We start from the raw sequence: 19,491 nt of genomic DNA, 5'->3' as shown, positions 1-19,491 counted from the left end.
GGCGACAGCGATCAGCCTAAGGAGTTCAGGTGAGTGACGTGACGGTGGTCCCGACGGACCGGCGGGTGTTCATCGACAAGCAGGACCCGAAGGCGTACAAGGCACTGCTCGCGGCCGCCGAGGCGGCGGGCGAGGCCGCGGCGGACGCCGGGCTGGACCGGCGGCTCGTGGAACTGGTCAACCTCCGGGTGTCGCAGGTCAACGGCTGCGCCTACTGCCTGAACGTGCACACCAGGGCCGCGCTGCGCGAGGGCGAGACGACGCAGCGGCTGGGGGTGCTCGCGGCGTGGCGCGACACCGAGCTGTTCGACCCGAGGGAGCGCGCCGCGCTCGCGCTCGCCGAGGCGACCACCCACCCGTCCGACGCGGGCGCCCAGGAGGCCGCGTACCGCGTCGCGCGCGAGGTACTGAGCGAGGCGGAGATCTCCGCGGTGCTCTGGGTGGCGATCGCCATCAACTCCTTCAACAGGGTCTCCATCATGAGCAAGCACCCGGTCCGTCCGACCCCGGTGCGGTAGCGCGGGACCCGCGGTGCGGCAGCGCCGCCGTTCGCCGGAGGGCCTCCGCCTTTCGGCGTAGGCCCTCCTTTGACCGGTGTACGACCGGTTCCTCCCGGCGGCGGATGACCGATCGTCCGTGCGGCGGCGAGGCTGGGCACCGAGGGCGAGGCAGCGCTCGCCCCAGGTGAGGGTGGAGACGCATGGCACAGGGTGGGGAACGCGGCGGGCGGAGCAGGGCGCGCGCGGCAGGTCGGACGGCTTCCGCCGCGCTGGCGGCGGCGGTCTGCCTGGCACTGGCCGCACCGGTCGCCTCGGCGGGCGCCGCCGAACGGTCCGTCGGGCAGCCGTCCGCCGGGCAGTGGGAGGCCGCGGACCGTGCCGACCGCCGGACGGCGGCGCTGCGCGCGGTGACCGGGGCGGGCGCGGTCTCGGCGATCGCGGAGGTGCGGGACGGCACCGGGGTGTGGCGCGGCGGATCGGGCGTCTCCGACCTGGCCACCGGCGCGCCGGTCCGCACGGACGGCCGGTTCCGGGCCGGCAGCATCACCAAGATGTTCACCGCCACCACCGTGCTCCAGCTGGTGGGGGAGGGCCGGATCGGCCTGGACGACCCGGTGGAGCGCCACCTGCCGGGCGTGGTCCCGAACGGCGCCGGCATCACCCTCCGGCAGCTGCTCAACCACAGCTCCGGCCTCTGGGACCCGACCAACGAGAAGGGCGGGGTCTTCCCCGACCTGACCGACCCGGCGGCCATCCGGAACTGGCTGGACCAGGGGGGCCTGACCAGGTCGATCACCCCGGCCCAGGTGGTGGCCGCCTCGGTGGCGCACGCGCCGAACTTCCCGCCGGGCACCAGGTTCAGCTACTCCAACGTCAACTACACCCTGCTCGGCATGGTCATCGAACGGGTCACCGGGCACGGCTACGCGCAGGAGGCCACCGCGCGCATCCTGCGCCCGCTCGGCCTGACCGAGACGTACTTCCCCGGGACGGCGACCGACATCAAGGGCCCGCACGCGCACGGCTACTGGACGGTCGCCGAAGGCCCCGGCCCGGCGGACCGCAGCGACCGGGACGTCACGGTGGCGAGTGTCACCTGGGCGAACTCGGCGGGCGAGCTGGTCTCCACCCTGGGCGACCTGGACCGCTTCGAGAAGGCGCTGGTCGGCGGCCGCCTGCTCCCGCCGAAGCTGATGAAGGAGATGACCACGACGATCCCGATCGAGGGGGAGGGGAAGCCCACGGGCCTGAGCTACGGGCTGGGGCTGGCCCGCTGGCAGCTGTCCTGCGGACCGGTCTACGGGCACGACGGCGGGGTGCCCGGCTACAGCTCGCAGCTGTGGAGCTCGGGTGACCGGCAGGTCGCGATGTCCGTCACCACGCGGGGCTACCTGCCGCAGATCGAGGCGCAGATGGTGGCGGAGGGCGGCTTCCTGGAGCAGGCCTTCTGCGGAGGCCGGTGACCACCTCTCCCGAAGGTCTCCCCGGCGGGGTACCTCACTGACCCCGTCGGGGGTGTCACCGCCGCCGCGGCCCGTCCCCGTCCGGCCGGGATGGCCTGCGGTACCCTCACCGGGTTCCCGGACGGCCCGCTCCACCGCGTGGCGGACGGGCCGTTCCCGACCCCGCCGGCCCCAGGAGGACACCCGTGACCGACGTGACGCTGAACCTCTGGCGGCAGCCGCTCGGCGCGGTGCCGGAGGGGGTGTGGGACCGCACCGACCTGACCGTACTCATCCTCGCCGAGACCGGGATCTGCGAACTGTCCCCGGACATCGGACGGTTGACCCGGCTGCGCACCCTCGACCTCGGGCACAACGAGCTCGCTGAGCTGCCCGCCGAGCTGGGCGGCCTCACCGCGCTCCGCGACTTCCTCTACCTGCACGACAACGAGCTCACCGCCCTGCCGGACACCCTCGGGCGGCTCACCGCGCTGCGCTACCTCAACATCGGCGACAACCTGCTCGGCGAACTCCCCGCCACCATCGGGGAGATGGCCTCCCTGGTCGAACTCCGGGCCCAGCGCAACCGGCTCGGATCGCTGCCCGAGGAGCTCGGACGGCTCCGGTCGCTGCGCGAACTCTGGCTTCGCGGCAACGAGTTGACCGGCCTGCCGGACTCCGTCCGCGGGCTCACCGAACTGCGCGAGCTGGAACTCAGGGAGAACGTCCTCACCGGGATCCCGGCCGCGCTCGCCGGACTTCCGAAGCTGCGCCGCCTCGACCTGCGGGGCAACCGGATCACCGAACTGCCGGACTGGGCGGCCGAGCCGGGCGCGCTGCCGGCCCTGGAGAAGCTCGACCTGCGCTGGAACGAGGTCCGACCGTCGGCGCGACTGGTGTCCGCGCTCGGGGCACGCGGGTGCCTCGTCCTGTACTGAGGCGTGCGGGTGCCGAGGCAGCGGGACGGCGAGGCGGCGGGGCGGCGGGGCTCGGAAAGATCTTGCACTCGTCGGCCGAACTGCTACCGTTGATGCCATGAAGCGCGCTGCACTCGCCACGACGACGCCGGAGAGAGTCCCGGTGCGCTGACTGCTGACCTAGTCCGAAGCCCCGGGGCCGAGTGCCCCGGGGCTTCGTCGTTCCCGGCTCCACTCGCCCCGAGCCCCGCCAGAGTGGAGACCACCCCATGAACGACCACCTCCTGCACGGCAGCCTGTCGCACGCACAGCCCGTGAACGACCACCGCAAGCTCGGCCGTGAACTCGACCTGTTCGACACCGACCCGCTGATGGGCTCCGGCCTGCCGTACTGGCTGCCCGCCGGCGCCGCGATCCGGCACACCCTGGAGGAGTTCATCCGGGACCGCGAGCGCCGGGCCGGCTACCGGCACGTCTACTCCCCGGTGCTCGGCAAGCGCGAGCTGTACGAGATCTCCGGCCACTGGGCGCACTACCGCGAGGACATGTTCCCACCCATGAAACTGGGCTCGGAGGAGATGGTGCTGCGCCCCAGCCTGTGTCCGCACCACGCCCTGATCTTCCGCTCCCGCTCCCACAGCTACCGGGAACTTCCGCTGCGGATGGCCGAGTTGGGCGGCATGTACCGCTCCGAGCTGTCCGGGGTGCTGGGCGGGCTGACCAGGGTCCGGGCCATCCAGCTGAACGACGCCCACGTGTTCTGCACCCCGGAGCAGGCCGCCGACGAGGCCGTCGCCGCACTCGAACTGATCCGCGAGGCGCACCGGGCGCTCGGCATCGTGCCGGTCCGCTACCGCCTCTCGCTGCCCGGCGCCGGCGGCAAGTACGTGGCGGACCCGGCGCTCTGGGAGCGGGCCACCGCCCTGCTCACCGGTGTACTGGAGCGCTCCGGGGTGCCGTTCGAGGCGGCGGAGGGCGAGGCCGCGTTCTACGGCCCGAAGATCGACGTGCAGATCGCCGACGGCGCCGGGCGCGAATTCACCCTCTCCACCGTCCAGATCGACTTCCACCAGCCCGAGCGGTTCGATCTGCACTACATCGGCCCCGACGGGGCCAAGCACCGCCCGGTGATGGTCCACCGCAGCGTGATCGGCAGCGTCGAGCGCGTGGTCGCCCACCTGATCGAGCTGTACGGCGGCGCGTTCCCGGCCTGGCTCGCCCCCGTCCAGGTGGTGCTGCTGCCGGTCTCCGACGCCGAACTGCCGCAGGCCGAACGGTTCCGGCAGCGCTGCCTCGACCTCGGCCTGCGCGCCGAGGTCGCCGGGTCCGAGCACGGGACCCTGGGCGCGCGCATCCGGCAGGCCCGGCTGGTGCCGTACCAGGCGGTCATCGGGGCCAGGGAGGCCGTGGACGGCCGGGTCGCGCTGCGCCTGCGGGACGGCCGGCGGCCGGAGCCGCTGCCCGCCGAGGAGGCGTGGGCGCGGATCGGGGCGCTGGTGGCCGGGTGCGGCGCCGAGCTGTGGGCGGAGGGCGCCGAAGGCTGAGCGGGCGGTCGGGCGGCCGGGCGGGCCGGACCTGGTCGGACCGGCCCGGCCCGCCGGGGCCCGTCAGTACGACTGCAGCTCGATCAGGTGGCCGTCCGGGTCGCGCAGATGGGCGCTGCGGAGGCCGGGGCCCCACTCCGGCCGGTCGGTCGCCCCGACGGCCGGGGTGCCGCCGTGGCGCAGGCAGAGGGCGAGGGCGGCGTCCACGTCGTCCACCCGGAAGACCAGCATCGCGCTGTCCTGCGCGGGTGCGGCAGGGCGGGCGGGCAGGTCGGCGGTGGCGAGGGCGGCGGCCATCGCGGAGCGGTCGTAGAGCACCAGGACGGCCTGGTCGGCGACGTCCCAGTTGGCGTACGGGCCCTCGGGTGCGCCCTTGACCAGGGCGGCGCCGGTGAGCGGCGGGAGGACCGCGCCGTAGAAGGCGAAGCAGTCGGCGAAGCGGGTGACGAGCAGGCGAGGGTACAGGGCGTCCACGGTCGAACTCCTGGGGTCGGTCGGGCTTGCTATTAGTGGGTCTTCACCCACTATAGGGACAGACCCTAGACTGCTGCCATGACCTCCGAGTTTCCGCCGACCCTGCTCGACCTGAGTACCTTCCTGCTCTCCCGGGTCGGCCGGGCGGCACGCGTCCGGCTCGCCGAGCGGCTGGCCGAACGCGGCCTGCGGCTCTGGGACATGGCGGTGCTGGCCACGCTCGCCGACTCCGGCCCGCAGGCCCAGCGGGACCTGGTCCGGCGGCTGGGCATCGACCCGAGCGACCTGGCCAAGGTCGCCGACCAGCTCTCCGCCGCCGGGTACGTCGAGCGCGCCAGGGACCCGGCCGACCGGCGGCGCGTCTCGGTCTCGATCACCGGTGCCGGGCGGCAGCTGCTCGCCGAACTGGACGCGCAGGCACGGGTGGTACAGGACGAGGTGCTCGCCCCGCTGGACGCGGGGGAGCGGCAGGTGTTGCAGGGGATGCTGCTGCGGCTCCACCGGGGGCTGGGGGAGCGGCACGGCGGCCCGTGACCGGGGGCGGGGCGCCCGCGTGGGGCCTCGGGCGGGACTCGGGGCCGAACCTGGGGCCGGACCCGGGGTCGGATCTCGGGCCGGACTCGGGGCCGGGGCTCAGGCGGTGGGTGCCCCGGGGCGGCGGGCGCCGGCGAACTCGCCCGCCCAGCGCGGGATGTCGAGCACGTGGTCCACGCGTGCCACCAGCGTCCCGGTGCGCTCGGCGTGGATCATCGCGCCGTCGCCGACGTGGATCCCGACGTGGTGCAGGGGCGCGTCCGGGCGCGAGAAGAACAGCAGGTCGCCGGGCGCGAGGGCGTCGCGCTCCACCGGCGCGCTGCGGTTGAACTGGGCGACGGTGTAGTGCCCCAGCTCGACGGTGCCGTGGCTGGCCCGGTACCAGCAGTAGAGCGACAGGCCGCTGCAGTCGAAGCCGACCGTGGTCTCGCCCAGGCAGACGCCGTCGAGGTAGCCGTTCTCCTCGTCGCAGAAGCCGAGGCCCGCGCCCAGGCGGTCGCCGCCGCCCCAGGCGTACGGCACGCCGATCTGGGCCGCGGCCACGGCGGCTACCCGGCGGCCCAGTGCGGCTGCGGTCGGCGAGGCGGGTCCGGCGGCCGGTACGGCGGCGGTCGCGGGGGCCGCCGGGGCGAGCGCCGGGACCAGGCCCGCGCCGAGCGCCAGGCCGAGCACGCGTCGGCGCCCGAGGCCGGAGTCCTGGTCGCGGTCGCGGTCGCGGTCGGACGGTCGGGGTTCCATGGGGCGGCTCCCTGGCGGTGGATGCGGCGTACGCGGTGGAGACGTGCGGACGGGCACCAGGATTCCGGTCCGGTGGGGCCGTCCGCCATCACCCGCAATGGTGAATCGCGGACGCACGGGCCTTGGAACGGCGGGAAGTTCGCCGGTAAATCGTTTGACGGGTGTTCAGGTGGCGCCAACGATGGGCGCGAACGTTCGGTCGGGCAGTCGGAGGACTTCGTGAGCAGTGCAGTCAGTGCAGTCAGTGCCGTCAAGCTGGTCCGCTCCACGCGGCTGACAAGCGCCGTCGACTACGCCTACGGCGCGGTGGTCGACGCCCCGGCGCGCTCGCTCTGGCTGGCCGGAGCCTGCCCGCTCGACGAGGAGGGGAGGACGGTCTCCGTCGGCGACTTCGAGGGGCAGGCCCATCAGGTGATGCGCAATCTGATGACGGTCCTGGAGGACGCGGGCGCCGGGCTCACCGACATCGCTCGCACCACCGTGTACGTGGCCTCCGGCGACCAGGCCGATCTGGTGAAGGTGTGGAAGGTGTACCGCGCGTACATGGGGGAGCACGACGCGCCCAGCACCCTGCTCGGGGTCTCGGTGCTCGGGTACCACGACCAGCTGGTGGAGGTGGAGGCGGTGGCCGTGCTGCCCTGAACGGTCGTGGAAGCGTCCGGCCGTCGGACGGCGTTCCTGTCGTCCGCACGCTCGGTCGTCGGGTCGTCGGGTCGTCGGGTCGTCGGGTCGGTGCGCCCGGCGGCTCAGGAGCCGGCGAGCAGGGCGTCCAGCTTCCGGTAGCCGTCGACCACGCCGTGTTCCATGCCGCTGGCGAGGATGGCGTCCCGCGCCGTCAGGCTGTCGACCACGGACAGCACGGTGACGCGGGTGCGGCCCTCCCCGGCGGGTTCGAAGGTCGCGGTGTCCAGCGAGACGCCGTCCGGCACGCCCTCGAACGTGAAGGTCTGCACGAGCCGGGTGGCTGGACGGACCTCGTGGAAGGAGCCGTAGAAGGCGGCGACCTCCTGGCCCTCGCGGTGCATCGAGTAGCGGTAGTGCCCGCCGGTGCGGGCCTCCCAGGTGTCGATCTTCATGTCGAGGTCGTCCGGGCCGAGCCAGCGGGCGACCAGCTCGGGCTCGATCCAGGCCCGGAACACCCGCTCCTGCGGGGCGTCGAACTCGCGGACGATCCGGATGGTGGGCAGCTGCGGGTCCGCCTCGATCCGGGTCTCGTGGCCAGTGGTGGAGGTCATGACGGGTCTCCTTCGTCGGATTCGGATTCGGATTCGGATCAGGAGTCGGTATCGGGATCGGATCGGGGCCCGGGCTCGTCTGTGGGCCCGTTCGGGGGCGTGGGCTCGGAGTCGCCCTCGGTGACGGCCATGTCCGCGAGCAGGGCGTCGAGGCGGCCGAACCGCTCCTCGGCCTGGCGTCGGTACTGTTCGATCCAGCTCGTCATCAAGTCGAACACCTGCGGCTCCAGGTGGCACGGCCGGCGTTGCCCGTCCCGGCTGCGACTCACCAGCCCGGCCTCCTCCAGCACCTTCAGGTGCTTGGACACGGCCTGCATGGACATCGCGTAGGACTCGGCCAACTCGCCGACGGTCGCGTCCCGGACCGACAGCCGGGCCACGATGTCCCGCCGGGTCGGATCGCCCAGTGCGACGAACGCCCTGGACAGCTGGTCGACGGCCACCGCGCACCCCTGTTCATCCTCAACCGATTGGTTGAGGACAACGCTACGCCGCTCCGCCCGCGTATTCAACCGATTGGTTGTGGATCCCTCTGGTGTCCGAACGGGCGCCCCGGGTGGCGTCCCGGGGCGCCCGTTCCGGCTCAGGCCGGTATCAGCGCGTCCCACTGGTCCCGGGTCGGGCCGTCGTGCCGAGGTGCGAAGTCCGGGCGGGCGGCCAACCAGGCGGTGACGTGCCGGTCCACCTCGTCACTGCCGTAGGCCTCCTGGGGCGACCGCACGAGGTGGCGGACCTGGGCCCGGGCCCGCATGACGACGGGATCCTCGAAGGCGCAGGCGGCCAGGGCGGCGGCCCGCCGGTCCGAGATCGGCGAAGCCTCGGCGAGGCGCTGCCCGTTGGTGCGGTCGGCCGTCACCTGCGCGTCGAACCACGGGCGGAGGTCCCGTACCGTCCAGGCGTGGTACTCCGTCGGGTCCGCCGCGATCCGGTCGACACGGCCGGCGAGGTGGCGGCCGGCGAGCAGGCCGAGCGCCACGCCGTGGCCCAGGGTCGGGTTGGTGTGGACGAGGCTGTCCCCGGCGTTGACCAGGCCGGTGACGACGAGTCCGGCATCGTCGACGAGGGAGGTCCAGCTGTTGTCCAGACCGGCCATCGGCAGGACGTCCGACAGCGGTTCGGGGTCCAGGCCGAGCCAGGCGGCGGTCGCGGGGAAGCTGCGGGCGACGGCCTCGAACACGGCCGGGTCGACGAGCGCGGCACGGGTCGGATCGCCCGTGGAGAGCACCATGCTCACCGCGAAGGTGTCGTTGTCCGAGGGGAAGACGCCGGCCATCGCGAACGGCGCGGCCGAACCGTTCTGCACCTTCCCGGGGTTGCGCGGGCCGTCGGCGCGCAGCCGGTACCAGCGGCACAGGTAGGCGATCCCGGTGCGGTGGCTCTCCACCACGGGCGGGCGGCAGCCGGCCGCGACCAGCCAGCCGGGAACGGGCGAGCGGCGACCGGACGCGTCGACGACGAGGTCCGCCCGGTGCGTCTCCGTCCCCGTCCGCACACCGGTGACCCGGGCGGGGCGGCCTTCCCCGGCGGACGTCTGGGCTCCGCGCGCCCCGGCGGGCCCGGCGGCCCCGGCGGCCTCGTCGGCTTCGGGGGTCTCGAAGACGAGGGCGTCCACCCGGCTGCCCTGTCGCACCTCGACGGTGGGCTCCCGCCGCACGGCCGCGGCCAGTGCGGCCTCCAGCGCGATGCGCCGGGTGCGCAGGGTCACCAGTTCCTCGTCGCCCGCCCGGTGCGCGGGATGCTCGCCGAACCAGTCGAAGTCGTGGTACTCCCGGGCTCCGCGTGCCAGCAGGTCCGCGTAGACGTCCGGGGCCTCGGCCCGCAGTACCGTGCGCACGGGGGCGAGGAACGAGTGGGGCTGGGCGGCCTGCGGGACCCGGGGCCGGTGCCAGCGGAAGAAGTCCTGGTCCAGGTCCTCGCCGACCTCCCGCGCGTCCTGTTCGAACAGGGTGACCGGGTGGCCCCGCCGTCCGAGCATGAGCGCCGTTCCCAGCCCACTGATACCGCCACCGATCACCGCAACCCGCGCCACTGAGGTCCCCTTCGCGTCGTGTTGCGGCAGCAGCCTACTGCCAGATGATCTTCGATCGTCCACCGGCCCCGGGTCGTGCTGTTCGCCCGGGGGCCCTTGCTTCCCGTCGGTGAAGAAGAACGGCAGCTGGCCGCTCGGCATCGTCCCGCCCACGGAGGGGAGCCTCGACCGGGAGACCTGGGAGCGTCTGCTCGCGGTCCTCGCCGCGTCCTGTCCGGGTGGCCCGGACACCCGCTGCTTCGCCTACTACAACCCGCTGATGCTCGGGGCCGACGACTTCGACAACCGCCATGTGCGTGCCGGCCGCCTGGGCGACGCCGGGCTCCTCTACGACACCGGGGACGCCGACTTCAGCCCCTCCACCCTCTGGGCCGCCGACGGCTCATGGGTCCTGTGCACCGACTGCGACCTCTGGGCCACCAAGGTGGCCGGGCCGCCGGCCCTGGTCGAAGCCCTGCTGAACGACCCGGAGATCGAGGCGCTGCGGCTGCCCTGGGCGACCTGAGGCGCCACGGGGGCCCGAAGGCCCCGACCGGCCGGAGTGAGAAGTCGGCTCGGCCGACTTCTCACGTGCAGACGCGCTCGCTCGAGACGTGGGCGGACCCGTTGCCGTCCGGGAACTTCACCTGGTCGGGGGCGATGGTGCCGTCCGCGTGGCGGACCCGGGCGTGCAGCACGCCCAGTACGGCCCACGGGGTGGGGACGGCGTAGAGGACGCGCGGTCCGAGGGGGCCGGGGAAGGTGCCGATGCGGGTGGCGGTGAGCCGGGCGTCGCCGCAGCTGACGTCCTGGACCTCCTCCTGGTCCGCGTAGAGGAAGCTGACCCAGCCGCCGTGGTCCGTGCTGGCCGGGCCGTGCAGCGCCTTCACCGCGGGCCCGCCGTCGTCCGGGAGCGGGTCGCTGCTGCAGCCGACCTCCCGGATGTCCTGGTCGCCGAGCCGGAACTCCTTCCCGAAGCAGTACCGTCCGTCGGGGAGGGGCCAGAAGTACCAGATGGTGCCGCTCGCGTCCTTGTAGTGGGTCCACTGGTCCCCGGGCGGGTTGTCCGAGGTGTGGCGGATCCGTGCCAGGCCGGCCGAGACCCGCTGTGCGAGCGGGAGTTGGACCGCGTCCGCCGGGATGGTGGCGGAGCTTGCGGGGCCGGTCCGGGCGGCGGTGCCGCAGGAGGCCAGGGTGGCGAGTGCCAGTCCGGTGGCCGTGGAGATGGCGGCATGGCGCCGGAGTGTGTCGAGCTTCACGTTTCCCCCCGTGTACGACTTCTTCGATCGTACGGCCGATCATGTTCGGACGATGCCGGGATCGACGGCGCCGCGAGCGGTGGCGGTGGTTGCGGTCGGGCCGCGCGAGGAGGCTGCGAGGAAGGCCGCGAGGAGGAGGACGGCGCGGAGGCATAAGCACGCCAAAGAAACCGATCGTTCGGTTTCTGCTGGAGGGGGTGGTTCCTCGGCGAAGCACTCACGGCCGGGGCAGGCGGGATGCCTGGGGATGACCCGCCCGGTGGGGCCTGGTGGGTTGTGGAGAAGGGGGAACGGTTGGGGGGATTAACCGACATCGTCTTGTCGGCTGTGGGTGGGGCGCAGCTAAGATACGGGGTGTTTGGTTTTGTTTTCCGGGATCTCAGGGCGGGGTGGTTGCGGTGGTACGGCAGGAGCGGGCGCTCCGGACGCGTCGGCTGATCCTGGAGGCGGCGGCGTCGGTCTTCGACGAGTTCGGGTACGAGGGCGCGACCATCGGCGAGGTGGTCTCCCGGGCCGGGGTGACGCGGGGCGCGGTGTATTTCCATTTCGCGTCGAAGCGGGATCTCGCGCAGGGCGTGGTCGAGGAACAGTTCGCCCAGGACGGGGTTCCCGAGCGGAGTTGCAAGCTCCAGGAGTTCGTGGACACCGGGATGGTGGTCGCGCACCTGATGCCGCGTGACCCGCTGCTGAGCGCGGGGGCCCGGCTCTCGCTCGGCCAGGACGTGTTCGACGACATCGGCGGCGGTGCCATTCCCGGCTGGATCGGCCGGATGGAGGCCCTGCTGCTGGCGGCCGGCGAGCGCGGCGAGCTGCTGCCGCACGTCGTCCCCGCGGATACCGCGTGGCTGATCACCGCTGCCTGGACGGGAGTTCAGATCCAGTCCCAGAAGCTCTCCGGGCGGGCGGACCTGGAGCTGCGGGTGTCCGGACTGTTCCAGCACCTGATGCCGAGCATTGCTGTTCCGGGTGTGCTCGGTTCGCTGCGGATGGGGCCGGACCGGGGCGCCCAGGTGGTCGCCGAGGTCGCGGCGGTCCGGGCGGCGGAGGAGGGTGCGGGAGGCGCGGATGACGCGTCCGGTGCGTCCGGTGCGTCCGGTGGGGGGGTGGGCGGCGAGGCGCCGGTCGGGGCGCAGGCGGGGGTCGGCGTGGGCTGACGAGGGCTCAGCGGGCCTCCCGGGCGCGGGAGGCCGGTCGGGCGGCGGGGGCGTAGTGGCGGCGGTGGGACCATGGGGGTCCAGCGCCGCCTTTGGTTTGCCCGGCCTCCGACACGTGGGGTCACCGGGCAGATTCGCACAGTTCTTCGACCACCCCTCCTGAAAACAAACAGCACGTTCGGTTTTGTATTGACAAACCGCGCGTCCTGTTTTTCACTGGAGTCAGTTGCCCCCTGGGGTGTCGACCCGGGTGCCGGCCGCGGCGGAAGAGCCTGCGGCGTTCCGTGTGATTGGGGTGGTCATCGTGGAAATTCGGGTGCTCGGGGCGTTGGACGTCCGGGTGTGCGGAGTGTCGGTGGTGCCGTCGGCACCGAAACCGCGTCAGGTGTTAGGGGTGCTGGCGCTCCGTGCGGACCAGGTGGTCCCGGCGGGGGTGCTGGCCGACGAGCTGTGGTCCGGGAGGCCGCCGCGCAGTGCGCGCACCACCGTGCAGACGTACGTCCTCCAACTGCGCGACCTGATCGACCGGGCGCTGGCCCAGGCCGGTGCGACGGCGGGGGTGTCCTGCGCCAAGGACGTCCTGGTCACCTCGCCCGGCGGCTACATGCTGAACAGCGGCGGCGGGATGACGGACATCCGGGAGTTCGAGCGGCTGGCCGGCACGGGCTACCGGGCGATGGACGCCGAGGACCACCCGCTGGCCGCCCGGATGCTCGGCGAAGCGCTCGCGCTGTGGCGCGGACCGGCCTTCGCCGACGTCCCCGTCGGCGGCCAACTCGCGGTCGAGGCCCGGCGCTTGGAGGAGACCCGGCTCTGCGCGCTGGACCAGCGGATCGACGCCGACCTGCGCCTCGGCCGACACCGCGTGCTGCTCGCCGAACTCACCGTCCTGGTCGACCGCTACCGCACCCACGAGAGCCTGCACGGCCAGTACATGGTCGCCCTGCACCGCTCCGGCCGACGAGGCGAAGCCCTGGAGGCCTTCCAGCGGTTGCGGAACACCCTGGTACGGGAGTTGGGCATGGAGCCGTCGGTCGGACTGCGCCGGCTGCAGCGCTCCATCCTGCTGGCCGGGCCGGAGCGGGCGGACCGCGAGCCCGCCGTCGCGGCCGCGGTGCCGGAGGCCGCGGCGGCCCGGTTCAGCCGGGTCGGCTGAGGAAGACGGTCGGGAGGACCCGGCGCCCGCCCGTGGCTGCCGAGGTCCGGTCGGAACGTGCTTGTCGTTGTGAGGGGTTGTGGGACGGGTGGTCCAGGAGAGGTCGGAACGGACGCGCGGGCGGCTGGTGGAGGCGGGGGCGGGACTGTTCGACCGCTGCGGGTACGCCGGCGCCACGCTCGGCGAGATCGCCGCGGCGGCAGGAGTGACGAAGGGGGCGCTCTACTTCCACTTCGCTTCCAAGGAGGAACTGGCCAGAGCGGTGTTCGAGCAGGCCGAGCGCTCGCTGCGGTCGGCCTGCGGCGGCCCGCGCGCGTCCGCCTCGCCGCTCCAGGGGCTGATCGACGCCGGGTACTGGCTGGTCGACGCGCTGGGGGCGGACCCGGTGATCCGGGCGGCGTTCCGGCTCGGCCGCGAGGACGGCGGCTGGCAGGCGCAGCCCTCGTCGGCGGGGCCGGGTGCGGGCGCGGCGGACGCGGCGGACGCGGCGGACGCGGTGGGTGTGGCGGGGGCGGGGTCGGCCGGTCCTCGGCAGGCCTTCGCCGGCATGCGGGGCTTCCACAGCGTCTGGGCCGGCGTCGTCCGGGAACTGCTGGCCGGAGCGCGGCGAGCGGGGGAACTGCGCGACCGCGCGGGCGGGCTCGGCCCGGAGACCCTGGTCGTGACGGCGGCCTGCGGCTTGGAGGTGGTCTTCGCGGACGGTTGCCCGGCCGAGGAGCGGGCCCGCCGGGTCGGCGCCCTCTGGGAGTGGCTGCTGCCGTGCCTGGTGCCCCCGGGCACGGCCGACGGCTACCGCACCCGGCCGCCGGAGTCACGGCCCGTCTGAACCGGCCTGGTCGCCAAGGCCCCGCCGTCCGAGGGGCGGGGGCGTCCGCGTGGCGGTGGTCGGACGCGGACCGGGCGGCCGTGCGGGCCGGACGGCCGCTCCGGGCCCGGCGCCCGCTCCGGGCCCGGTACCGCCGGATCATCCGTTGATCATCCTGGCGTGACGGTGCGGTAGGGTGGCCGACACCGAGTATGACCGTGACTCAGGGAGGTGAGACCCATTACCGGAATGTCCGAGCGGGTGCTCCCGGAGCGCGGCCGTGCGGGCGACGCTCCGCGCGGATAGCGCGGGGGCGCGCCGACGCGGCATCGGCCCTGGCGGGAGCACTGACGGAGTCCTTCTCCTCCGTTCGCCCTCCTCCCGTCCTCCCCAAGGGGTTCTGTTGCCGGTCTTCATCTCCACATCCCTCCGTTCCTCCGTGGTCTCCCGACTGCGCGCCGCCGGCTGTGTCTTCGCCGAGGACGAGGCGCGGATCCTCCTCGCCGCCGCCTCCACGCCCGCCGAACTGGCCGCCATGGTCCGCGCCCGGGCCGACGGCCGGCCGCTCGAACACGTCGTCGGCTGGGCCGAGTTCGCCGGGCTGCGGATCGCCGTCGACCCCGGTGTCTTCGTCCCGCGCCGGCGCAGCGAGTTCCTGGCCGCCGCCGCGACCGCGCTCACCGGCCCGCCGCGCGGACCGGGCGCCGTGGTGCTCGACCTCTGCTGCGGCAGCGGCGCGCTGGGCGCCGCCGTGGCCGCCGGGGCCGCCCACCCGGTCGAACTGCACGCGGCGGACATCGACACCGACGCCGTCCGCTGCGCCCGCCGCAACCTGGTTGGGACCGGCGCACACGTGCACCAGGGCGACCTGTTCGCCGCCCTGCCGGCCGCGCTGCGCGGCCGGATCGACATCCTGATCGCCAACGTCCCGTACGTCCCGACCGGTGACCTGGCGCTGCTGCCGCCCGAGGCGCGGCTGCACGAAGCCCGACCGGCGCTCGACGGCGGTGCGGACGGCCTGGACGTGCTGCGCAGGGTCGTCGCGCAGGCGTCCGCGTGGCTCGCGCCGGGCGGGGCGCTGCTGTTCGAGACCAGTGAGCGGCAGGTGTCCGCGGCCCTCGCGGTGGCCCGGGCGGCCGGGCTGACGGCGGCGGCGGGGCGGAACGAGGACCTGGACGCGACGGTGGTCACCGCGACGCCGCGGTGAGCGCGCCCGAGGACGGAACGGGCCCGGCCACCGCTCCCCTGTGACGGTGGCCGGGCCGGGTTCCCGCGTCGGACCGGACTGCACCGGACCGCACCGGACCGGCCGAAGCCGGGCAGGCCGAAACCGGGCAGGGTCAGAGTGGCGTCAGGGCCGGGCTCGAACCGGGTGGCTCAGAGGTGGGTGCCGTACACGTGGTCGACCGGGATGGTGAGGAGGACCCGGCGGTCGGACACCATCACCCGGCGGTACTCCGCCCAGTCGGGGTGCTCCCCGGCGGCCCGGCGGTAGTAGTCGACCAGCGCGTCGACCTCCGGGCCGTCCGGGTCGGTGCCCGGGCCGGTGAGGGCGGCGACGCCCTCGGCGGTGACCCAGGAGCGCCCGTCCGGCCCGGTCACCTCCAGGCTCACCCGGGGGTCCCGGCGCAGGTTGGCCGTCTTGGCCAGCCCCTCCCGGGTCGAGACCAGGATGGCGTTCGCCGTCTGGTCGTAGCACGGCATGACGGGGGAGAGCTGGGGCCGTCCATCCGCCTTGATGGTGGCGAGGACGCCGAGGCGGCTCTGCGCGAGCAGCGCGTACGGGTCGAAAGGTGTGGCGGTCATGGGAGCATCATCGGCCTTCACGCCGGTGTGAAGGTCAAGGCGCGGCAGGCGTGTTGCCCGGTCCGGGGCTGGTCCCGGGCTGGTCCGGTGCCGCCCGGAGGCCTTCGGGCCGGACTGTCGGTGCCTCCTGCTACGGTCCGCGCATGACCAAAATCGTGCCCTTCACGGGTGAGGAGAAGGAAAGCCTTCACGTGGCGCTGGACCGGCACCGCGATGTCGTGCTGTGGAAGCTTCAGGGTCTGGACGACGAGCAGTTGCGCCGCCCGATGACGCCGTCGGGGACGAACCTGCTGGGTCTGGTGAAGCACCTCGGCGGTGCCGAACTCGGCTGGTTCCGGGAGACGTTCGGTCGGGACACCGGGCCGCTGCCGTTCGACCTCGATGCCGACGAGATGACCGACATGCGCGTCGAGCCGCACGAGTCGACGGCCGACATCCTGGCGTTCTACGCCCGGGCGCGGGCCGTCGCGGACGAGACGATCCGGGAGCTCGCCCTGGACGACGTGGGGACGTCCTGGTCGGGCAACACCGTCTCGCTGCGCTGGGTGCTGATCCACATGACGACGGAGACGGCCCGGCACACCGGACACCTGGACATCCTGCGGGAGCTGATCGACGGCGGGACGGGGGACCACGACCGGAGCTGAACGGGGGAGTCCGGTGCCGCCCTGGGCTCGGTCGGCGGTCGGCGGTCGGCGGTCGGCGGTCGGCAGCGGGGTGGCGGGCGGTATCGGGTCGGCCCGGCGTCAGCCGCCCGCCGGTTTCCGGACGGCCTCCGCCAGCGCCTCCGCCGTGCGCCGGACGTCCTCCCCGGTTGTGCGCCAGTTGCTGAACGCCGCTCGCAGGGCGGGCAGGCCGGCGTAGCGGGTGGGGGTGACGAAGGCCTCGTCGGCCAGTTCGGCGGCGAGGGCGGCCAGGCGCTCGGGGGTGGGATCCGTCGCCAGGGTGAAGCAGACGACGTTCAGCCGGACCGGGGCGAGCAGGCGCAGCCCGTCGATCCTTCCGACCGCCTCGCCGAGCGCCCGGGCGCCCGCGACATTGCGTTCCACGATCTCGCGGTAGCCGGAACGGCCGTACGCGCGCAGCGTGAACCACGCGGCCAGGGCGCGCAGGCGGTGGGAGTTCTCCGGGGTGAGGTGGACCAGGTCGGGCTGCTCGCCCCCGGGGTGCTCCCGGCCGGCGCCCGGGGCAGGGCCGAGGTAGGCGGCGGCGTTCCGGAAGACCCTGGCCTGCAGATCGGGGCGGCGGGTGAACTGCACGGCGCTGTCGTAGGGCACGTTGAGCCACTTGTGCAGGTCGACGCAGACCGAGTCCGCGAGGTCCAGCCCGGCCACCAGCTCCGCGTGCTCCGGTGACAGGGCCGCGAAGGCGCCGAACGCGGCGTCCACGTGCAGCCAGAACCCGTACCGTTCACGCAGCTCCGCGATCGCCCGCAGGTCGTCGAAGTCGACGGTGTTGACCGTGCCCGCGTTGGCCACGACGACGCACGGCCCGTCGGCCTCGGCCAGCGCCCGCTCCAGCGCGGCCGGGTCGACCGCCTCCCGCCCGGGCAGGGCGGGCACCGTCCGCAGGGCCGTCCGGCCCAGACCGAGCACCGACAGGGCCTTGGAGACGGAGGAGTGCGCGCTGCCCGACAGCACCCGGACCCGGCCCAGCGCACCGACCCCGTCCTCGGCGACGTCCACCCCGAGCCGCTCGCCCAGCCACTCGCGGGCGATCGCCAGCCCGACGGTGTTCGACATGGTCGCGCCGCTCACGAAGGTGCCGTGGTGCGCGGCCGAGAGCCCGAACAGCCCGCGCAGCAGGCCGACCGTCTCGCGCTCCAGATGCTGACCGGCCGGGTCCAGCGAGGAGTTGGAGTTCTGGTCGACGGCGGCGGTCAGCCAGTCGCCCGCCAGCGCCGCCGGGGTCGCGCCACCGGTCACGAACCCGAAGTACCGGGGCCCGGCGCTCGCCGACAGCCGGGGCTCCCACCGCTCGGCGAACTCCGCCAGTGCCGCCGACAGCCCTCCGCCCGCCTCGACGGGCCGCGCCGGGGCGGGCTCAGTCGGGGCGGGCGGTGCCGGGACGACGGGGCGACGGTCGAGGCCGTCGAGGAAGGCGACGGCCTGCTGCCGGGTCTCCTCCAGGAGTTCGGGCAACCGCGCGAGGTCGGCGGCGAGTTCGGGGTGCATGGGCGCTCTCCGTTGATCGACTGATCGACTCCGGCCGAGCGTAGTGCGCGTCCTCCGGGCCGTCCCGGGCCAATCCGGGGCAGGTGGCCTGCTCCCGGTGCCACGACACCCCGGGGCAGGTGTGGCCTGCTCCGGGGTGTCATGGCACCGGCGTGCGGGGACGCTACTTCGGGCAGATGTCCTGGGTCACCTTGCCGCCCGAGGTGGAGGCGGTGGCCGGATCGACCGACAGGCACAGCCCCGTCCACTGGTTGATGAACTTGTACCCCGTCGTGCGCTGGCCGTTGACCTCGATCGGGGTCGGGATGACGTTCCACAGCTGGCTGCCCGAGAACCAGCGGGTCTCACAGCCCCACCAGTACAGCTGGGTCCCGGCGCCCGGCGGGGTGCCGTTGTTGTAGGGGGCCGTCAGGCACGTGCCGTTGGAGGCCTTGATCCAGTAGTAGCCCTTGCCGTCGTAGGCCGTGGGGCGCTCGGCCCCCCACTGGTGGCTGCCGGGCGCCGTCGGCTGGCACGCGCGCTGGGTGACCAGCCCGCCGGTCTTGGAACTGTCGAACTCGGGCCCCCGCACCATGCACCGGTTGTACTTGGTGTCGACGTACGTCTTGTCGGCCTTGACCTGCCAGACGGCCGGGTGGCCGTCCGCGACGACGTTCCCCCGGTTGCGGGCGATGATGTCGTCCACCAGGGACCAGCCGGGGAAGTCCATCATGACGACGCCGAGGCGGCCGTTGCCCCCGCCGTTGTCGAGGTAGTCCATCAACTTGAAGTTGACGCCCGGAATGTGTGTGGGGTACTTGCCCGCCGTCACGTACCCGCCCGCGTACACGTAGGGGACGGTGAGCGGCGCGGTGGACGCGGACGTGTACGTCACGAACATCTCGCCGCTGCCGTCGGCGACCGCCTGGTCGATGTTCTTCCTGACGTAGTCCCACTTCGTCGAGACGTCCGGCGCGTTGTAGTGGTCCTCCTTGTGGTCGTTGAAGGACCTGATCCCGTAGTCGTCGCCGTCGAGGCCGTCGAAGGAGGCCAGCACGATCTTGCCGCGGACCTGCGACAGGTGGGGGACGTCCGCCTTCGTGCCCTTGACCACCGACGGGCTGTAGAACAGGTTCGGGTACCGGGACACGTAGTCCCGGAAGATCGCCTCGCGCTGCGCGTTGTCGACCGTGGGCGGGTCGTTCTTGCAGTCGAACCCGCCGCCACCGCTGAGCGGGCACTCCGCGCGCAGCCGCATCACGATCGTCTCGCCGCTGTGCTGCCCGAGGAAGGCCTGCGCCTTGCCGAGGACGTCGTCGAAGTTGGCGTTCTGGTAGAACGACCCGTGATGGACCGTGAAGTACTTGCCCTCGGTGACGCGGACCCGGATGTCGATGGCACGGATGCCCCGGTCCAACTGCGCCGTCAGGGTGGCGCCGCTGTCGCCGAAGTCCTGCTGGGTCTGCACGCTGCTGCCGCCGTGGACGGCGAGCGTGTCGTGGGTGCCGGGCAGGGACAGCGCCGCCAGCCAGGTGCCGCCGGCGACGTTCTTCATCCAGTCCGCCTTGGACGCCGGTCCGAGGTTGTCGAAGGCGGCACTGTTGGGCTTCCCGGCCGCCTCGGCGGAACCGGGCGCGAGCAGCGCCGCACCCACGGCGACGCAGGCCGTCACCAGGCGCGTCAGCCGGCGCAGCCCCTGCCGCGGCCTGCCACGGACGGCCTGGGGGGAGGGTCGAGACATGGAACTCCTGTCCAGCACGGGGAAT

The 19,491-nt window shown here is 73.5% G+C and carries 21 protein-coding genes; 12 read left to right on the top strand and 9 right to left on the bottom strand.

Features of this window, described 5'->3' with window-relative positions; all coding sequences use genetic code 11:
• The first annotated feature begins 29 nt into the window (after positions 1–29).
• The 4 genes from ACFQ6N_RS14030 (at position 30) to thrS (ending at position 4,403) form a co-directional block, all read left to right on the top strand.
• Complete coding sequence (locus ACFQ6N_RS14030; RefSeq protein ID WP_380649134.1) at positions 30–518, top strand: carboxymuconolactone decarboxylase family protein; 489 nt, start codon at positions 30–32, stop codon at positions 516–518.
• A 182-nt stretch (positions 519–700) separates the two neighbouring features.
• Positions 701–1,963, top strand: a complete 1,263-nt coding sequence (locus tag ACFQ6N_RS14025) for a serine hydrolase domain-containing protein (protein ID WP_380649133.1) — start codon at positions 701–703, stop codon at positions 1,961–1,963.
• 185 nt (positions 1,964–2,148) lie between these two features.
• Entirely contained in the window at positions 2,149–2,880 is a 732-nt protein-coding gene (locus tag ACFQ6N_RS14020; RefSeq protein ID WP_380649132.1) for a leucine-rich repeat domain-containing protein, read from the top strand.
• A gap of 293 nt (positions 2,881–3,173) precedes the next feature.
• Positions 3,174–4,403 (top strand): threonine--tRNA ligase, encoded by a 1,230-nt coding sequence (gene thrS / locus ACFQ6N_RS14015; RefSeq protein WP_380649194.1) that lies wholly within the window; start codon positions 3,174–3,176, stop codon positions 4,401–4,403.
• 63 nt (positions 4,404–4,466) lie between these two features.
• Here thrS and ACFQ6N_RS14010 read toward each other — a convergent pair whose 3' ends face one another.
• Positions 4,467–4,877, bottom strand: a complete 411-nt coding sequence (locus ACFQ6N_RS14010) for a VOC family protein (protein WP_380649131.1) — start codon at positions 4,875–4,877, stop codon at positions 4,467–4,469.
• A gap of 78 nt (positions 4,878–4,955) precedes the next feature.
• Here ACFQ6N_RS14010 and ACFQ6N_RS14005 point away from each other — a divergent pair, with 78 nt between their 5' ends.
• Positions 4,956–5,411, top strand: a complete 456-nt coding sequence (locus ACFQ6N_RS14005) for a MarR family winged helix-turn-helix transcriptional regulator (protein ID WP_380649130.1) — start codon at positions 4,956–4,958, stop codon at positions 5,409–5,411.
• A 99-nt stretch (positions 5,412–5,510) separates the two neighbouring features.
• On the opposite strand, the gene ACFQ6N_RS14000 is transcribed toward ACFQ6N_RS14005, so the two are convergent.
• The gene (locus tag ACFQ6N_RS14000) at positions 5,511–6,149 is read right to left on the bottom strand and encodes a C40 family peptidase (RefSeq protein ID WP_380649129.1); all 639 of its coding nucleotides are present in this window, start codon (positions 6,147–6,149) and stop codon (positions 5,511–5,513) included.
• 219 nt (positions 6,150–6,368) lie between these two features.
• Between ACFQ6N_RS14000 and ACFQ6N_RS13995 the strand changes: the two genes are divergently transcribed.
• Complete coding sequence (locus ACFQ6N_RS13995; RefSeq protein ID WP_380649128.1) at positions 6,369–6,791, top strand: RidA family protein; 423 nt, start codon at positions 6,369–6,371, stop codon at positions 6,789–6,791.
• A gap of 104 nt (positions 6,792–6,895) precedes the next feature.
• Here the strand turns inward: ACFQ6N_RS13995 and ACFQ6N_RS13990 are convergent, their stop codons facing one another.
• The 3 genes from ACFQ6N_RS13990 to ACFQ6N_RS13980 form a co-directional block, all read right to left on the bottom strand.
• The gene (locus ACFQ6N_RS13990) at positions 6,896–7,384 is read right to left on the bottom strand and encodes an SRPBCC family protein (RefSeq protein ID WP_380649126.1); all 489 of its coding nucleotides are present in this window, start codon (positions 7,382–7,384) and stop codon (positions 6,896–6,898) included.
• A 38-nt stretch (positions 7,385–7,422) separates the two neighbouring features.
• Complete coding sequence (locus tag ACFQ6N_RS13985) at positions 7,423–7,827, bottom strand: ArsR/SmtB family transcription factor (protein ID WP_380649125.1); 405 nt, start codon at positions 7,825–7,827, stop codon at positions 7,423–7,425.
• A 140-nt stretch (positions 7,828–7,967) separates the two neighbouring features.
• Entirely contained in the window at positions 7,968–9,359 is a 1,392-nt protein-coding gene (locus ACFQ6N_RS13980) for an NAD(P)/FAD-dependent oxidoreductase (protein ID WP_380649124.1), read from the bottom strand.
• Between the two features lie 163 nt (positions 9,360–9,522).
• Between ACFQ6N_RS13980 and ACFQ6N_RS13975 the strand changes: the two genes are divergently transcribed.
• A complete protein-coding gene (locus tag ACFQ6N_RS13975; protein WP_380649123.1) occupies positions 9,523–9,918 on the top strand; it encodes a hypothetical protein in 396 nt (131 codons plus the stop codon).
• Positions 9,919–9,979: 61 nt separating this feature from the next.
• On the opposite strand, the gene ACFQ6N_RS13970 is transcribed toward ACFQ6N_RS13975, so the two are convergent.
• Positions 9,980–10,651: a hypothetical protein gene (locus tag ACFQ6N_RS13970; protein ID WP_380649122.1), complete on the bottom strand. Its 672-nt coding sequence runs from the start codon at positions 10,649–10,651 to the stop codon at positions 9,980–9,982.
• Between the two features lie 398 nt (positions 10,652–11,049).
• On the opposite strand from ACFQ6N_RS13970, the gene ACFQ6N_RS13965 reads away from it, so the two are divergent.
• The 4 genes from ACFQ6N_RS13965 to ACFQ6N_RS13950 all read left to right on the top strand — a co-directional run bounded on the left by ACFQ6N_RS13965 (position 11,050) and on the right by ACFQ6N_RS13950 (position 14,973).
• Complete coding sequence (locus ACFQ6N_RS13965; RefSeq protein WP_380649121.1) at positions 11,050–11,805, top strand: ScbR family autoregulator-binding transcription factor; 756 nt, start codon at positions 11,050–11,052, stop codon at positions 11,803–11,805.
• A gap of 304 nt (positions 11,806–12,109) precedes the next feature.
• The gene (locus ACFQ6N_RS13960) at positions 12,110–12,961 is read left to right on the top strand and encodes a BTAD domain-containing putative transcriptional regulator (RefSeq protein WP_380649120.1); all 852 of its coding nucleotides are present in this window, start codon (positions 12,110–12,112) and stop codon (positions 12,959–12,961) included.
• A gap of 88 nt (positions 12,962–13,049) precedes the next feature.
• Positions 13,050–13,787 carry a TetR family transcriptional regulator gene (locus ACFQ6N_RS13955; RefSeq protein WP_380649119.1) on the top strand — a complete coding sequence of 246 codons (738 nt, stop codon included), beginning with the start codon at positions 13,050–13,052 and terminating at the stop codon, positions 13,785–13,787.
• Positions 13,788–14,169: 382 nt separating this feature from the next.
• The gene (locus tag ACFQ6N_RS13950) at positions 14,170–14,973 is read left to right on the top strand and encodes a putative protein N(5)-glutamine methyltransferase (protein WP_380649118.1); all 804 of its coding nucleotides are present in this window, start codon (positions 14,170–14,172) and stop codon (positions 14,971–14,973) included.
• A 170-nt stretch (positions 14,974–15,143) separates the two neighbouring features.
• On the opposite strand, the gene ACFQ6N_RS13945 is transcribed toward ACFQ6N_RS13950, so the two are convergent.
• Positions 15,144–15,572 (bottom strand): PPOX class F420-dependent oxidoreductase, encoded by a 429-nt coding sequence (locus ACFQ6N_RS13945; RefSeq protein ID WP_380649116.1) that lies wholly within the window; start codon positions 15,570–15,572, stop codon positions 15,144–15,146.
• Between the two features lie 143 nt (positions 15,573–15,715).
• Here ACFQ6N_RS13945 and ACFQ6N_RS13940 point away from each other — a divergent pair, with 143 nt between their 5' ends.
• On the top strand, positions 15,716–16,219 hold the full coding sequence (locus tag ACFQ6N_RS13940) for a DinB family protein (protein WP_380649115.1): 504 nt from the start codon (positions 15,716–15,718) through the stop codon (positions 16,217–16,219).
• 99 nt (positions 16,220–16,318) lie between these two features.
• Here ACFQ6N_RS13940 and ACFQ6N_RS13935 read toward each other — a convergent pair whose 3' ends face one another.
• On the bottom strand, positions 16,319–17,746 hold the full coding sequence (locus ACFQ6N_RS13935; protein WP_380649113.1) for a pyridoxal phosphate-dependent decarboxylase family protein: 1,428 nt from the start codon (positions 17,744–17,746) through the stop codon (positions 16,319–16,321).
• Positions 17,747–17,909: 163 nt separating this feature from the next.
• A complete protein-coding gene (locus ACFQ6N_RS13930; protein WP_380649112.1) occupies positions 17,910–19,466 on the bottom strand; it encodes a phosphatidylinositol-specific phospholipase C domain-containing protein in 1,557 nt (518 codons plus the stop codon).
• Positions 19,467–19,491 lie beyond the last annotated feature (25 nt).

Origin of the sequence: Kitasatospora sp. NPDC056446 (genome assembly GCF_042796115.1) — a bacterium.
Lineage (GTDB): Bacteria > Actinomycetota > Actinomycetes > Streptomycetales > Streptomycetaceae > Kitasatospora.
Note: the sequence above shows the minus strand (reverse complement) of the source record. Positions and strands in the feature narration are given on the sequence as shown.

Excerpts from the sequence above, each read along its gene's own strand:
- ACFQ6N_RS14025 (WP_380649133.1), top strand. The coding sequence starts at position 701 with ATGGCACAGGGTGGGGAACGCGGCGGGCGGAGCAGGGCGCGCGCGGCA.
- ACFQ6N_RS14005 (WP_380649130.1), top strand. The coding sequence starts at position 4,956 with ATGACCTCCGAGTTTCCGCCGACCCTGCTCGACCTGAGTACCTTCCTG.
- ACFQ6N_RS14000 (WP_380649129.1), bottom strand. The coding sequence starts at position 6,149 with ATGGAACCCCGACCGTCCGACCGCGACCGCGACCGCGACCAGGACTCC.
- ACFQ6N_RS13990 (WP_380649126.1), bottom strand. The coding sequence starts at position 7,384 with ATGACCTCCACCACTGGCCACGAGACCCGGATCGAGGCGGACCCGCAG.
- ACFQ6N_RS13980 (WP_380649124.1), bottom strand. The coding sequence starts at position 9,359 with ATGCTCGGACGGCGGGGCCACCCGGTCACCCTGTTCGAACAGGACGCG.
- ACFQ6N_RS13945 (WP_380649116.1), bottom strand. The coding sequence starts at position 15,572 with ATGACCGCCACACCTTTCGACCCGTACGCGCTGCTCGCGCAGAGCCGC.
- ACFQ6N_RS13940 (WP_380649115.1), top strand. The coding sequence starts at position 15,716 with ATGACCAAAATCGTGCCCTTCACGGGTGAGGAGAAGGAAAGCCTTCAC.
- ACFQ6N_RS13935 (WP_380649113.1), bottom strand. The coding sequence starts at position 17,746 with ATGCACCCCGAACTCGCCGCCGACCTCGCGCGGTTGCCCGAACTCCTG.
- ACFQ6N_RS13930 (WP_380649112.1), bottom strand. The coding sequence starts at position 19,466 with ATGTCTCGACCCTCCCCCCAGGCCGTCCGTGGCAGGCCGCGGCAGGGG.